Genomic DNA, 14,480 nt, shown 5'->3' on the forward strand with positions numbered 1-14,480 from the left:
CAAGTAGTTGAGATAGGTTATGTACGAAATTAAATTAGATCGGTTAATCGATGCCTATTTTTGTAATTCTGAGCGTCGACTTATCGTCAATAGTGGGGACGTTATCATCCATCAAGATGGGCATAACGAGCGCCTCTATTATGTTTGCAAAGGTGAGTTAGAAGGTTTTTTCCAAGAAGAGGGTTCCAACAAACAAACCCATATTTTTACGGCCACAGAGAAAGCATTTATTGGTGTACATAGTTTCTTTTCTGGTAGTTGGGTGGCTTCATCCACAGTCCGAGCTAAAACCGATGTGGAATTGGCTTGGATAGACAGAGATACCGAAGAAGTTGAGCCTGAGACTTTTGGATCGCTTAGTGCTCAGTTTGCTCCTGTTATTGTGGACGAACTTTCTCGGCGACAGCGCAGAGCGACACAAGAAGCGGTAGAAAAAGAGAAGGCACTGCAGAAGCTAAATACTGCGGAGCAAATGACCACATTAGGTCAGTTAGCCGCAGGTATCGCTCATGAACTGAATAATGCGATTGGTGTGGTGAGCAGTAAATCAGAAAGGCTGGAAGATGTGGTGATCCAGTTACTCGAAGAGGTTCACCCAGAGGCGAGTGGCTTTTTTGATTACGGATTGGTGCATGGACAAAATAGTGCTTCGTCCGATGTAAGAAAACGAGGCAAACACTTTGAGCAACAATATGGTTTGAGCAAAAGCCTCGCAAAAGATCTCGCTCGCGCAGTGCCAGAAGATGTGTTGTCGTCACATTGGTTAAGTAACCCTGAGCAGGCGGTTAAATATTGGCAAATTGGACGAGATTTGCATGATATGCGGTTAGCTACGCGTCATACCGTTGGAATCGTTAAATCTGTGAAGCAACTTGGCCGTGCCGATGTGCAAACCGAAGAGCTGTTTGATGTGAACGATAGCATCAACAAAGCGGTGTCATTGCTACAAAGTGACCTACGGCGTGTATCAGTACGAATGAGCCCAGCGGCTTTACCTCGTTTTAAAGGTTCATCGACGGAGTTAGTTCAAGTCTGGGCAAACTTAATGAAGAACGCCTGTGATGCAATGAACCATACTGATGAGCCTGAAATTGATATACAAACGCGAGTCAGTAACCAAAAAATATTAATCACGATTTCAAACAATGGGCCTGAAATCGATGAAGTTACACGTAGAAAAATTTTCCAACCAAATTTCACTACTAAAAAGGGTGGCTTGTCATTTGGTTTGGGGTTAGGGCTATCGATTGTTAAACGAATAGTCAGCGGATACGGTGGCACAATTGCAGTAAAAAGCGATTCGAGCCGAACAATTTTTAGAATTAAATTACCAATTGAGGGCGATTATGGAGAAGCTTAACCTAATTTGTGTGGACGACCAGCGTGAAGTCCTGAGTGCAGTTCTGCAAGATTTAGATTCCCTTTCAAATTGGATAAATATTGAAGATTGTGAATCGGCAGCAGAAGTACTTGAGTTGATGGATGATCTCGATGCATCTGGTGAGTTTATCGCATTGATCATTTCAGATCATGTTATGCCGGGTCAAACGGGCGTCGAATTACTGAGCGAAATTTCACAAGATAGTCGTTTCAAAGAGACGAAGAAGATACTGCTCACCGGGCAGGCGACGCATTCAGACACCATAACTGCCATTAATTCGGCAGGTATCAATCAATATTTTGAAAAACCTTGGAGCGGTAAAACGCTGGTGGATACCGCAAGAACCTTAATCACCGAATACATATTTGATAAAGGTTTTGATTACACTGATTACCAAGAAAATTTAGATCAGAATGTCGTGTTAGCTCGACTGCGTTAATATCATCAAAGCCAACCTTCCGATGAAGCGTTGGCTTTGCTTTATGGTGAATCCAAATTGTGCGCGGAGCACAAATCAATTGTGGACTGGCTAGCTCAGATCTGCCCCAAAATCATTTAGACCGAGATTCCTGACCACTCTCTCATGTCAGTTCTTGACCAACTTTCCCTAATAGCAGAATATGAGCTTAGTTGAGCATTTGCGACTATACAGGCCTGTTATGCAATTTGTGAGTACAAAGAACATAAAGACAGTTAAAACAGGATGTTGCTGCTACGGTATCTGTATTTTATGAAAATATCATATAGACAGTGTCTGCTGAAAAAAACCTGTTATATGTCAGGAGGAATTGGTGAAATAAAAGAATCAAATAGATCAATTGTTTAATAAAATGGCGGAGCAAGTATTAAGCTTTATTGCTAAGTCTGAATCAGGATTTAGCGAAGGTTGGGTATCAGCTGCTTATATCAAGCAACAGCTTAACCTTACTAAAAATGCATACCCGCAGGGTAACAAAACCGAGTGGCTTTTTTCAACGTTAGCTCGCCACTTACAATACCAAAATAAAGTAGAATTCAAAAAATTAGTTCACGTTCTTATCATAAATCAAAAAGGTAGGTGAAAATGTCGTACTCAGTAACTAATGTAGTGTGCAAAGAATGTAGCACGAAATACCAAGCAGCTCTTAACGGAGTATTTCAAGTTAACGGTGAATATGCTGCAACTTGCACGGCTTGTAACAAGCAAACGTTTTTTACATGGGGTGTTGAAGCTGCACCAATGGTATCGACTGTTCATGAAAATACCTCTCCAGTGTATTTTGTGAAAGTCATATAGTTCAGACACATAACATCCCCTTCAAGAGGAACAGTCAACGCGTGTTTTTTTTACCATACGATGATTTGTGTGGTTGTGGTGTTATGTGGAAGGCTTGTATTAGCGTTGTCTGCCCCTTAAGCGGGCGTTAGGTATCCTAGTTACGTCATCAAGTTTAAAGAGGTATCGATGGCTATAAGAAAAAAGAAAAATGAGATAAAACGGCTCATTGTAGCCTTTGAAGAGCAAGCAAGTAAGTTTCATGATTTGAAGCTCAGTACCGTTTATAGAAAAAAGAACAAAATTGTTAATGAGCGCCAGTTTGATAAAAAAAACCATATAATAATGCTCTGGCAATACTATGGACTAATATCTGATACCCATAAGTTTACTATGGACGTGATTAATAGGCATGAAATTTGGGGTGTACTTGGTGCCGAACTATCCGCTTACTCGCTACTAGAAGGTGAAACTTGCCATCTATTCATTCGCATGGCTAACCGAGCAGGTGCGCTGTTCTCTGAAAAAGAGAGAGAAAAAATTAAAAATAAGCAGCTTGAAGAGCTTGTTGCAGAAGGAATAAGTAACCCTGATGGCAAACCTGTTTGTGCTCACAATACCGCAAATGCATCTATTTGGCTTCATTATCTGCTTTATTACATTTCTAAAATTAGACCTCATAGTGCAGACTTAACTCGTATTGATATAGACCCATTTACGCTTTCATTAATGGCGCTTGAAGACCTTCTGGAAAATGAAATGATTCAAAAAGTAGATAAATCAAAAACTAAACTTGAAGACATCAATTTTAAAGTTGCATTGTCTTTCCCAGGAGAAAAAAGATCATATATAGCCAATGTTGTTGAACAGTTAAAAAGTGTTCACGGTGCAGACTCAATTTTTTATGACTTCGATTATCAATCTCAATTGGCAAGACCAAACTTGGACACATATTTGCAGAATATCTATCGCAACCAAGCTGATCTAGTCGTAGTGTTTCTGTGTGAAGATTACACCCAAAAGCAGTGGTGCGGCTTAGAGTGGAGAGCCATTCGAGACATAATTAAACATAAAGAAGATGATAAGGTTATGTTTATAAAGTTTGATAGCGCAAGTGTAGAGGGTGTGTTTTCTATTGATGGCTATATAGACGCCACCTACCACAACGAAAATAACGTTGCACAGTTTATAACAGAAAGAATTAAGCTCTTAGCAGGAGATGCCTAACAAGCGTTTAAGGTTTCAAGGTACTTTTTCTAATCTAAACGAAACGGTTTAGAGCAGCACACCTACAACGTATTTGTCCAAAACATTGTTAGAAAAAGAGCAAACCTTATTGCCCTTTGCCCTCGACAGCAAAACACCTTTAGTTCATTTAGTGGAACAAAAATTATGTGTTGAGTGCGCTTCATCTTCTCCAGTCATCTAACTCAGTTGCTCTACAGGCTTACTACCAGTAAGGTGTCAGCATCAATGACAAAAGGAACCTTGCCATGCCAACGGATAAAACAGATTTTGCCTCAAGTGAGGGTAACTCAAATACCGATTCTTCTGTAGAGATTCACTTTGATAATAGCTACTTCAATGAGCTGTCTGGTTTTTATCAATCTCAAGATGCTGAACTTGCGCCATCCCCTTCACTGATTAAATTTAATTATGCGCTTGCTCATTCGTTAAATATCGATGTTCAATTGGCCACTGATGAGCAATTAGCGACTATATTTTCTGGCAATCAGAAACTCGAAGGAGCTGCGCCTTTAGCTCAAGCCTATGCTGGTCACCAATTTGGTCATTATAACCCTCAACTAGGTGATGGCCGTGCTTTGCTGCTTGGTGAGGTGATTGATCGTGAAGGTAAAAGACGCGATATACAGTTAAAAGGTTCAGGGCGAACACCATTCTCGCGTTCTGGGGATGGCAAAGCGGCTCTTGGTCCTGTATTACGTGAGTATCTTGTGTCTGAAGCTATGCATGCGTTAAATATTCCGACAACACGCGCTCTTGCTGCGGTGATCACAGGGGAACAGATATGGCGAAATCAGGCCGCAATTGGGGCGATTGTCACTCGTACAGCATCAAGTCATATCCGGGTTGGTACTTTCCAATATTTTGCAGCTAACGGAGAGCAAGACAAAGTTAAGCAGCTAGCCGATTACGTTATTGAACGCCACTACCCACAGGCAAAGAAGACGGATTCCCCGTATTTAACTTTACTCACGCTCATCAGTGAACAACAAGCAAAACTTGTTTCTAAATGGCAGTTGGTTGGCTTTATTCATGGCGTCATGAATACCGATAATACGACAATTTCGGGCGAAACTATTGATTATGGGCCGTGTGCATTTATGGACAGTTATGACCCCAATACGGTATTTAGCTCTATAGATTCGCAAGGTCGATATGCTTACGCTAATCAACCTCATATTGCGCAGTGGAATCTTGCTCGTCTCGCTGAAACTCTGCTTCCACTTATCTCTGACGATGAAGAAGAGTCGGTCGAACTCGCCACTAACGCATTGCAGCACTATATGGCCTGTTATCAGGAATTATGGCTGGTGGGAATGCGCGCTAAACTGGGGTTGAAAGATCAAGAAGAGGGCGATCTTGAGCTTGTTCAAGAGTTACTAAGTTTACTCAATGAGCAAGATGTCGATTTCACACAGTTTTTCCGTTCTTTGTCGCAAGTGGTAAGCGGTGAGAAAAACGAAACCGAGAAACTAATTAAGCAAACTGAAGAATGGACTGCTTGGAACAATAAATGGCACCAGCGGCTCGATAGAAATCCGATCTCACCTGCCGAGAGAACAGATCTAATGGACAGTCATAACCCTGTTTATATTCCAAGAAACCATAAGATAGAAGAGGCGATTCTTGCGGCTGAGCAACATAATGATTTTCAACCTTTTGAACGGCTACTTAAAGTGTTAGAAAACCCGTTTACTACCCAACCTCATTGTGAAGAGTACGCTCAACCTGCACCAAGTGATTTCGGGCCTTACAGAACCTTCTGCGGAACATAGGTGTTTAAGTCAGGGGAGTTGTTTTCGTTTGAATCGAATTAGACATAACTAAAAAGCGCAAAGTGGTGGTTTACTTTGCGCTTTTATTTTGAAGAACAGTAAGTTTTAGCTTTAATCTTTAATCAAAGATAACCCACTTGGAAGCGCATCGCCAAAGACGCGTTTCGATTCACTTTCCGACAACTCTTTTACGGTATCAACCAGTTCAATCCAAGAATCAGGTACTTTACTCGATTTGAGTTTGGTTAAAACCTGCTCTCGATAGTCGTCCGAAATATCGAATAAGCGATCGCCTGTTTTGCGACAAATCATTACCGTTGCAAAAGCCACCATAGGCTCTTTGTTCCAGTTTTGATCGAGTAATTTCGGTAGCCATTGCTCAGCCTGTTCACGAGGAATAACGTTATGCTGACTGCCATAAAGTGGCGTTCGAGAAGCAAGACGACCTAATGCCCACCAATGCGCTTGAGGGTATTGTGGCTGATTGATCGCTTTACTTAAAAACCATGTCGAAAGTAGTACTTTATCTTCAATTTCCAGATGCTCAAGCGAGGCGGCTAAGCGCACCATCGCTTCATATCCTTTATCTTGAGCGGCTTTGGCTGATGCTGGGTTTTTCATTGCTCCGGGGTGAAGGTATTTGGCAATATCGGCAAGGATAGTTTCTTGCTGTTCTTGGTTTAAGCCTCCAGCAATTCGACGCCAAAATACCCACCAATCGCTCCAGCCTTGGTGATTTTCAAATTGAATGTTTTGCTGATAAAGCATCCAAACTTGCTCAATACGCCATGCATCGGTTGGATCACCAAAACCCGGACGCAGAGAGTAACCTGCGAGTCTTAACCAGTTTTTTTCATGCTGCTCTGAACGACGACGGCGCTTACGACCTTGCGAGAAAGTATCGAACAATTGACGTAAGGTGACAAAATCCCACTCTTCACGTTTACCTAGGCGTTTTTCTAACTCTTTAGCGAGCGTTTTGATCTCTTTCGAATCGGCACTTTTTTTGTTGCCACTGTATAAACGTGAGATCAGTTCTTTGCACTCAGGGAGGCGAGGGTGTAAATCTTGTTTCTGCTGTTCATCACTCTGTTTGTTTCGAACCTCAAATTCAAGGTTCCAGCGTTTGCTCTCATCTTCGCAGCTTACGCATTCCATTTTCAGAGTGCCGACTTCGGTGAGTTGACACGCAAGTTGCACTTCCACTCGATCTTTTTGGTTGGCGTGAAGATCGACAGCATCGCCTTCAAGGGTCGAGATATAAGGTGGCAGCGGCGTAAACAGGTCAGCGTCGACTTTAACCACTGCTCCATTTTTCACTATACCTTGCTCCGCTGAAAGAACATCGTGCGTGGATGTGAGCAAATTAAATTTAACGGGTTCTCCAAGAGTCAGAGAGAAACGACGGCCTGAAAGTCGAATTTCATGTCCTTCTTCGGTTCCTTTTGCAAGAAGGCAAAGTGCATTGCCCATCTTGTTTTTCTCTTGAAGATGCAGGAAGTAAGAGCGCGCAGCGCCACCACCAATTTTAAGTTGAGCACCACGTCGAGCTTTACCAAACGCAACCGCGCCCAGTGCCACAGACCAGTCTGGATGTGGATTATCCAAAACCGTTACGGGTTCGCCTCGCCAATTTTTTAGTAACTGAGTAATCCGAGAGGTAACCAGTTCACTGTTGAACACACCACCATTAAGTAATAGGCCAACAGGTATCGCAGCCTTGTCTTGATTCTCAGAGATTGAATCGAGTGAGGCTAGTGCTGCTTGAGAGACTTGCTGGTGCTGAGTTAAGAATTCAGCCACATGTTTACTCACCGCAGGATCGGCCACATAAGGCAGGCCGAACTCTACAACGGCGCTGCGGCGTTTATCCGGCACTTGGTCAAAATCAGTGAGAGGGAAGAATCCATCTAGCGCTATTTGGTGCACTTCCTGCTTCGTTAGACTGACACTTTTTGTGCCACCTAATAGTTTCGAACCACTGCCGAGCATGGTGATTTTAACTTCGTCAGGTGCACCTGTAGAGAGTAAACCTTCTTTGGCTTTACGTGTCTGCTGAATCAGTTTTGTTAAGCTCGATGCATTGAGTTTCTTGCTTTGATTGAAACGCTGTTCAGCAAGGTGAGCCAAGGCTAAATCAAGGTTGTCACCACCAAGCATTAAGTGTTCGCCAACACCAATTCGGTCAAGCCCTAGTTCATCGTCTGAGAATTTGGCTTCGATTAAACTCAAGTCGGTCGTACCGCCACCTACATCACAGACAAGAATCAATGGCAGTTGAGCGAGCTCTTGTGTCGCACTTGTTTGGTGTCTTGCATACCAGTCATAACAAACGGCTTGAGGCTCTTCAAGAAGCACGATTTTGCTTAAACCTGCGATGTTTGCCGCTTCTAACGTTAATTTACGAGCGGTTTCATCAAATGAAGCCGGAACAGTAACGACAACGTCTTGATCCTCAAGTTTGTTACTCGGATTGCGATAGTTCCACGCTTGGCGAATGTGGTTAAGGTAACTGGCACTCGCAATAACAGGGGAGACTTTATCGACGTCTGCCGCGCCTGCCCAGGGTAAAATTTCAGAACGACGATCAACCGCTTGATGAGAAAGCCAACTCTTGGCACTTGATACTTGGCGACCTTCGACTTTTGCGCCCAGTTCTCTTGCCCATTCGCCAACAATAGCGTTACTGATATCACCTGAAACTGGACTATGTTCCCAAGGTAGAGTTAAGTCCGATGCTGAAATTTGACCTTGCGCGGGATGATAGCGAAACGAAGGTAATAATGGTTTTCTTACGACTTCTCCCGGGCCGACAAGTTGGTCGATGTCGAAAAGAGAAACAGGGGAGTGCTGTAGATCATCGGTGATTTCACAAAATGCGACAACGGTGTTGGTTGTACCTAAATCGATTCCGACAAGAAAACGAGGAGATGCCATGAAGAACCTCTCTGATAATGAGCGAGATATACGCTCATGAAACTTAGATGAATGTAAAGTATATCAATTTAAGAGCGAATTAAATGAGATACTTAGAAAAACGGCACCCATAAGGATGCCGAATTTTTATGAATAGTCGATGTTATTCGCTTTGGTTTTGGCTTTCGCTATTTTGCGTAAGCGCTTCGCCTGAGGCTTCATCGCGTACATCAAACTCAACGTGCCATTTCTGGCCATTATCCGCTGCAATCGCTTCTAAGTACAAAGTGCCTAGCTCGGTTACACGAGACGCTAAGGTAACAGGAACCACTTCGCCAATGTTACGCCCTTCAGATACAGGTAGCGTTACTTGAATTTCAGGTAACTCTTCCAGCTCTTCTGGCTGCCAGAAATCAAGATGAGTGCCAGCTTCGTCTTCACGGCGAGTTGTTGAACCGAAGAATTGGAAATGAACTGGTTCACCAATGACGAGACCGAACTGCTGGCTAGGAACTTGAACGCTTGAGCCTTCTTCCATACCAAATGGAGCAACACAAAGTGCTTCCATTGGTGGTGCCATTCCCGGAATTGCAGGCATCGCGCTTTCAATACCAACATAGTAACTAGACGCGATACCACCACGGATACGAACACCTTGGCCACGGCGAACAGAACCATAGTAAGAGGCACCACTTGCAACGGCAAGATCCAGATCTAGGCCAGAAAGCTGTTTAGCCATTTCTGTATCTGCATCAATTAACCATTCATTAATGGTATCTGATAGGCGAGTTGCTAGCAGTTTTGATTTCAGAACACCGCCATTGAATAGCATAGCAGTTGGTTTGATGAAATCGACACTTGCAGGTTCTGCTTCCGGCATGCCTGGCATATTCGCAAATGGGTTGAACTCTTGAGCAGGATCCGCATTTGATTGAGCACTATCGCCTTGAGCATTCGCTTGCTTAGATAAGAACGCAGCGATGTGGCGTGTAATACCTGCATCTTGAGCGTAAGGCAAACCCATTTGAGTCAGTGCGCCGCGCGCTTTTTGTACTGGGTGATCGGCAATACCGACTTGTGGGAAGAAACCATCGACGAGCGTTTGCTGTACTTCTTGTTGTGTCAGTTCTGTCTTCAGTGTTGCTCCTAATAATTTAGAGCCACGGCTTGGGACTACAATCGGCACCGCTTGAAGTTCTGAGTCATTTAACAGTGCTTCTTTTGCATCACGGCATGCGTGAGTCATCGCTTGAACTTGCCAAGGTTGTAACTGCTTGCCATCTTGAGCCAGTTTCATCTTTAAGCGGTAAGCGAGAGCTAAATCCATATTATCGCCGCCAAGTAGGATGTGCTCACCTACAGCGATTCGATTCAGGTTCAAATTACCATCTTCTTCTGTCACAGCAACCAATGAAAGGTCAGTCGTACCACCACCTACATCGACGACTAATACGATGTCACCAACGTTGACTTCATCGCGCCATGTGTCATTGCTGTTGTCGATCCAGCTATAAAGAGCAGCTTGAGGCTCTTCTAATAGTGTTAAATGTTCAAAGCCTACGTTACGAGCCGCTTCAGCCGTTAAATCACGAGCGGCTGGATCAAATGATGCTGGAACCGTAATCGTTACATCTTGTTCAGAAAGCGGGGCATTTGGATTCGCGTGATCCCAAGCTTGCTTAAGATGATCGAGATATAATTCTGTTGTTTTTAGTGGTGATACTTTGCTGACTTCTTCAGGGCTACCTTGTGGTAGGAAGCTGTCGCGGCGATTGACACCGCTATGGCATAACCAAGATTTCGCACTTGCAACCAGACGGATCGGTGTTTTGCTGCCAAGATTACGCGCAATAGCACCGACTAATGCTTTCGGTTCATGAGTCCATGGTAGGGTACGAGAACCTTCGCCCATCTCATGCTCATGAGGTTGATACAAAAATGAACCAAGTTGGCTGCGATTTTCAACGGTGCCTGGTGCGGTCAGTTGTGGAATCTCCATCACTTGAACGCGAGCATCTTCATCGTTGATGTCAAGGTAAGACAGTACGCAGTGTGTCGTACCTAAATCGATACCAACACTAAACTTAGCTTGAGCCTCAGGTTGAGAGTGTTCCATTACAGTTCAACCTCCGCAGGCGCAATGATAGAAGCGTCGTAGTTTGCTGATAGTTTAGGTAAGTTAATTGCGTCTGCTTTCCAGCCTTTATGTACAAGAGTACCGTTGAATGGCGCATTACCTGTAACATTGCCTGTTAAACGAACTTCTTGAGGGTTAAAGCCTTCAGCGACAGTGATGCGAGTCTCTTCATCTTCAGTGCGAATATGAGATAGCTCAACATACTCTTTCAATACTTTTTGACCGCCGGAGTGGATAACGCGCGCCGCTGCGCCAACTTCTTCATCTGCAAATGAAGTCAGGTCTTCGTTTAGGAAATCGATCAGACGCGCTTCTTGCTGCATAATTGACAGAAGTTGTAAAGCTGAGTCAGTTGAAGCCGTTGCCAGCTTTGATTCAACTTCGATCACTTTCTCTACTACTTTTTCAACTTCGATGATTTTTTCAATCTCGACAATTTTCTCAACAGGTTTTTCCACTTCGATAATTTTTTCGACTGGTTTCTCAACTATTTTTTCTATCTCTTTTGATTTGCGAGATACAGCAATGAGAAGCAGTAGTACGCTTGAAGCCAACAGGCCCGCATGTAGCATGTCAAACGTAGTTGGAATTAGGTTTAAATCGACAATCATGGTGAATTCTCTTTGGATTGATTCAATATCACGTTGAGTGTTGGTTATACTCAACGTTTGGCATAAAGGCATTTAAATCGACGGTAATATACCGAAGGCTCACTCAAAAATGGCTTATTTTTTGCCATGCATAGCCAAAAAATAGGGGCTGAGTCTAGCATATTCAAGGGCTAAGGTTAGAAGAAATGGCCATTTACACTTATTGATTAAGCTTGTTGGGTTAAAAAGACAACAAATGTGGGTCTTTGAAGCATTCCCATATATAATGACAGTTATATAAATAGAATAATTTTAAGAATAACAACTCAGTTTTTACTATAAATAGTTTGTAGTTAATTTTTTGCCTATTTTGGGTGGTGAAATGAGCAGTCGGAACAACATATTTTCTTTATCTAAACTTTCATCTAGCACGATTGTTTTTATTCTCGCGATGAGTGTAACTTTGGTGTGTGTATTTGTAAGTTATAAAGCGCAGACATTTTACCGTCTAGCGTCGTTCAATGATGCAGCAGAAAGGCATGTGCAGTCTCTACAGTTCGTTGTAAAAAATGATATTCAACACATTGCCTCAAGTGCAATATTTTTCAGTGCTAATGATAGAAGTGATTGGGATAAATTTTCGATCTTTGCCAAACATACCATTGCAAACTCTGAAAGCCTTATTGGTTTACAGTGGATGGAAAAAGTGGAAGTTGACGATATTGAAAAGCATGTTGATCGTGTTGGGAAGACATTTCCTGGATTTGGTATCTACACAATACCTAAGGATGGCGATGTCACTCATGGTTATATTTTGGAGGACAACGCTCCAATCTATGTTGCAACGGATATCTACCCAAGAACAAGAGAAAACGCACGTTTACTTGGTTTCTATCCTTCTCGTAAACGCTTTGAGCTGATTTTAGATGGAATCAGTCAAGCGGGTGAGCCAAACATCTCAGATAAAGTAAGATTAATACAAGATAGTTTTGATAAGTCAGCGCCTAAAAATGGCATGTTGGTCTATTTTCCTGTTTTCGAAATTGGGACATTTGATTTATTGGGCGTCGTGATTGGAGTCATTAGAACGACACCGTATTTTGAACACCTTGTCCATCGTATTGATTCTGACCACTGGTTGAGAATACGTGTCACTGATGTCGGTTTTGAGTCTGATGATGCGCCAATTATGTACGAAAGTAAGAGTTGGGACCCGGCTGAAGACAATGTGATCCGCAAATCAATTCCTCTTTATAACCGTGAATGGGTTGTTGAGTTCCAACTTCCAAGCAAAATTACCATTAGCGATGCTGTTGTCCTAGTGGGTATATTTTTTGGGGGCTTAACGATTTCGTTGCTTTTAGCTCATATTGGTAGCCTACAATCGAGAGAAAGAGAGCGTCTCTCAATGATGTTAAAAGAGCGAACGAAAGAGCTTCAGTTCCTTGTTGAGCATGACAGTTTAACCGGCTTGCTCAATCGTCGTGCGTTCAATCGATACATTAAGAAAATGCTGAAACGTAAAGAGTCTTTCAGTTTGGTCAGTTTTGATATCGATCATTTCAAATCTATTAATGATCAACATGGGCATGTGTGTGGCGATGAGATGTTGATACATGTTTCAGATACGGTGACATCAGAACTGCATTCTGGGGATTGTTTCTATCGTGTTGGAGGTGATGAATTTAGCATTATTTGCCAGTTGACGGATGAGAAAGAACTCAAGAATTATCTAGATAGCATAAGGCGAGCGGTGGAGTCGAGTGTGTTGTATTTTCCTGGTATTGAGATTTCATGCACGATCAGCATTGGCGCTGCGCGATATGCCGGTGAAGGTTTAGAAGATATTTTACACAAAGCCGATCGTCAGCTTTACCATAGCAAAGAAAATGGCCGAAATTGTATCTCAGTTGCAGCCTAATTGAGCACTTAACTCGCATGAGGTCGAAGTTTACATTTGGCTCAGGTACAATCCGTCTTCGATGAAAGTAACGTAATTCCGAGACGCAGTAGAAAGGCCAATTATGAATCATAACCGACTTGTTTGTTTTGACTTAGAGATGTGTTGCTGGAGCAACGATGGTGTCGGAACGACGGGCGAAATTATCGAAATTGGCTTAGCTGAAATTGACATTGCGACAGGTAAAATAGTAAAACGCGCGCAGTATTACGTGAAACCTGAAAAGGATGAAATCTCACTGTTTTGTGCGGAGTTAACTGGAATTACACCACGTAAGATTGAGAAACAAGGACGCCCACTGGTTGACGTTTTAAAATCTATGTTGAAGAATTTCGGTGGCCCAAATAAAATTTACGCATCATGGGGAAGAGATGATCAAATCCTTTTCAATGAGTGCAAAGACAAAGGGTTAGATGCTCCATTTAGTGAGTTTATTAACCTTGCGACCTTGTATCGAATGCAAAATCGTTTGAAAGAGAAGCGAATTGGACATAGAGCCGCGCAAGAAGCGAAAGATATTGAATGGGAAGGTCGCCAACATTCAGGTTATGTTGATGCGTATAACTTGGCAAAGTTAGCGTTAACGATGTTTTAGCCCAAACCCCTCTTTGACTATGTTGAATGACGTTATCCAACCTACAATATGAGCCTTTTCCGTTGTAGGTTGGTATGATTTTCTATTGTGTTTAGTACCTATTAGTTATTACCAATCACGTCTAATTTCGCACGAATAAACTCGCTATGATCGACGTAAAGTAATTCTGCTGCTTTGCGAATAACCGAGTCTTCTATCGGGTCAATTTCCCCATCGGCATGCGCTACTTCCCACATTCCTTTGATTAATTCGAAACGTCTTTCTTGAGATAGCTCTCTTAAGTGTGATGTGAAATCGTATAAAGAGACCGATTCCTTCACTTTTTCGTTCGCTTCTACGAGCAGGTCTGCGGCTTGCTGAGCATCAATGTTAACGAGACGCTGTAATAGTCCGAGTTTTGCTTGTTGTTCTGCTTCATTGATCTGATGATCCGCGCCTGCAACTTCACAAAGTAGTGATGCAATGGCTAAATTTGGTGAGACATTGGCATTCTTCCCAAGGTCTTGTCCTTCCAAAAGTTGTTTGAAAAGCGAGGTGAGAGAATTAAACATGGTAAATGCTCCAAAAAAGTATAAATGTGAGCCGTTCATTCACGACTTCTGTTGTTTTAAGTGTTAATAAGGGCT

The 14,480-nt window shown here is 42.7% G+C and carries 11 protein-coding genes; 7 read left to right on the forward strand and 4 right to left on the reverse strand.

Annotated elements, in window-relative coordinates; all coding sequences use genetic code 11:
• The first annotated feature begins 19 nt into the window (after window positions 1–19).
• The 5 genes from FCV43_RS01800 (at window position 20) to FCV43_RS01825 (ending at window position 5,656) form a co-directional block, all read left to right on the forward strand.
• Window positions 20–1,360 (forward strand): sensor histidine kinase, encoded by a 1,341-nt coding sequence (locus FCV43_RS01800; RefSeq protein ID WP_017054265.1) that lies wholly within the window; start codon window positions 20–22, stop codon window positions 1,358–1,360.
• Window positions 1,347–1,820, forward strand: a complete 474-nt coding sequence (locus FCV43_RS01805; protein WP_113797234.1) for a response regulator — start codon at window positions 1,347–1,349, stop codon at window positions 1,818–1,820. Before FCV43_RS01800 ends, FCV43_RS01805 begins: the two co-directional genes overlap by 14 nt.
• Before the next feature lie 391 nt (window positions 1,821–2,211).
• Window positions 2,212–2,442, forward strand: a complete 231-nt coding sequence (locus FCV43_RS01810; RefSeq protein ID WP_136993837.1) for a hypothetical protein — start codon at window positions 2,212–2,214, stop codon at window positions 2,440–2,442.
• Window positions 2,443–2,825: 383 nt separating this feature from the next.
• Window positions 2,826–3,863 (forward strand): TIR domain-containing protein, encoded by a 1,038-nt coding sequence (locus FCV43_RS20310; protein WP_170961583.1) that lies wholly within the window; start codon window positions 2,826–2,828, stop codon window positions 3,861–3,863.
• 266 nt (window positions 3,864–4,129) lie between these two features.
• Window positions 4,130–5,656, forward strand: a complete 1,527-nt coding sequence (locus FCV43_RS01825) for a protein adenylyltransferase SelO (protein ID WP_136993838.1) — start codon at window positions 4,130–4,132, stop codon at window positions 5,654–5,656.
• 111 nt (window positions 5,657–5,767) lie between these two features.
• Here the strand turns inward: FCV43_RS01825 and FCV43_RS01830 are convergent, their stop codons facing one another.
• From FCV43_RS01830 to FCV43_RS01840, 3 genes are all read right to left on the reverse strand, one after another.
• Window positions 5,768–8,593, reverse strand: coding sequence for an Hsp70 family protein (locus tag FCV43_RS01830; RefSeq protein ID WP_136993839.1), 2,826 nt, complete (start codon window positions 8,591–8,593; stop codon window positions 5,768–5,770).
• Window positions 8,594–8,735: 142 nt separating this feature from the next.
• The gene (locus FCV43_RS01835; RefSeq protein ID WP_136993840.1) at window positions 8,736–10,688 is read right to left on the reverse strand and encodes an Hsp70 family protein; all 1,953 of its coding nucleotides are present in this window, start codon (window positions 10,686–10,688) and stop codon (window positions 8,736–8,738) included.
• Window positions 10,688–11,320, reverse strand: a complete 633-nt coding sequence (locus tag FCV43_RS01840; protein ID WP_017052754.1) for a DUF2760 domain-containing protein — start codon at window positions 11,318–11,320, stop codon at window positions 10,688–10,690. Before FCV43_RS01840 ends, FCV43_RS01835 begins: the two co-directional genes overlap by 1 nt.
• A gap of 361 nt (window positions 11,321–11,681) precedes the next feature.
• Here FCV43_RS01840 and FCV43_RS01845 point away from each other — a divergent pair, with 361 nt between their 5' ends.
• Together FCV43_RS01845 and FCV43_RS01850 are read left to right on the forward strand one after the other, a co-directional pair.
• Window positions 11,682–13,220 carry a sensor domain-containing diguanylate cyclase gene (locus tag FCV43_RS01845; protein ID WP_136993841.1) on the forward strand — a complete coding sequence of 513 codons (1,539 nt, stop codon included), beginning with the start codon at window positions 11,682–11,684 and terminating at the stop codon, window positions 13,218–13,220.
• Window positions 13,221–13,323: 103 nt separating this feature from the next.
• Window positions 13,324–13,854, forward strand: a complete 531-nt coding sequence (locus tag FCV43_RS01850; RefSeq protein WP_017052752.1) for a 3'-5' exonuclease — start codon at window positions 13,324–13,326, stop codon at window positions 13,852–13,854.
• 101 nt (window positions 13,855–13,955) lie between these two features.
• Here FCV43_RS01850 and FCV43_RS01855 read toward each other — a convergent pair whose 3' ends face one another.
• On the reverse strand, window positions 13,956–14,405 hold the full coding sequence (locus tag FCV43_RS01855; protein WP_017052751.1) for a TerB family tellurite resistance protein: 450 nt from the start codon (window positions 14,403–14,405) through the stop codon (window positions 13,956–13,958).
• Between the last annotated feature and the right edge of the window lie 75 nt (window positions 14,406–14,480).

The sequence above is a fragment of the Vibrio genomosp. F6 genome, from assembly GCF_005146325.1.
In the GTDB taxonomy this organism is placed as follows: domain Bacteria; phylum Pseudomonadota; class Gammaproteobacteria; order Enterobacterales; family Vibrionaceae; genus Vibrio; species Vibrio cortegadensis.

Excerpts from the sequence above, each read along its gene's own strand:
- FCV43_RS01800 (WP_017054265.1), top strand. The coding sequence starts at position 20 with ATGTACGAAATTAAATTAGATCGGTTAATCGATGCCTATTTTTGTAAT.
- FCV43_RS01805 (WP_113797234.1), top strand. The coding sequence starts at position 1,347 with ATGGAGAAGCTTAACCTAATTTGTGTGGACGACCAGCGTGAAGTCCTG.
- FCV43_RS01810 (WP_136993837.1), top strand. The coding sequence starts at position 2,212 with ATGGCGGAGCAAGTATTAAGCTTTATTGCTAAGTCTGAATCAGGATTT.
- FCV43_RS20310 (WP_170961583.1), top strand. The coding sequence starts at position 2,826 with ATGGCTATAAGAAAAAAGAAAAATGAGATAAAACGGCTCATTGTAGCC.
- FCV43_RS01825 (WP_136993838.1), top strand. The coding sequence starts at position 4,130 with ATGCCAACGGATAAAACAGATTTTGCCTCAAGTGAGGGTAACTCAAAT.
- FCV43_RS01830 (WP_136993839.1), bottom strand. The coding sequence starts at position 8,593 with ATGGCATCTCCTCGTTTTCTTGTCGGAATCGATTTAGGTACAACCAAC.
- FCV43_RS01835 (WP_136993840.1), bottom strand. The coding sequence starts at position 10,688 with ATGGAACACTCTCAACCTGAGGCTCAAGCTAAGTTTAGTGTTGGTATC.
- FCV43_RS01840 (WP_017052754.1), bottom strand. The coding sequence starts at position 11,320 with ATGATTGTCGATTTAAACCTAATTCCAACTACGTTTGACATGCTACAT.
- FCV43_RS01845 (WP_136993841.1), top strand. The coding sequence starts at position 11,682 with ATGAGCAGTCGGAACAACATATTTTCTTTATCTAAACTTTCATCTAGC.
- FCV43_RS01850 (WP_017052752.1), top strand. The coding sequence starts at position 13,324 with ATGAATCATAACCGACTTGTTTGTTTTGACTTAGAGATGTGTTGCTGG.
- FCV43_RS01855 (WP_017052751.1), bottom strand. The coding sequence starts at position 14,405 with ATGTTTAATTCTCTCACCTCGCTTTTCAAACAACTTTTGGAAGGACAA.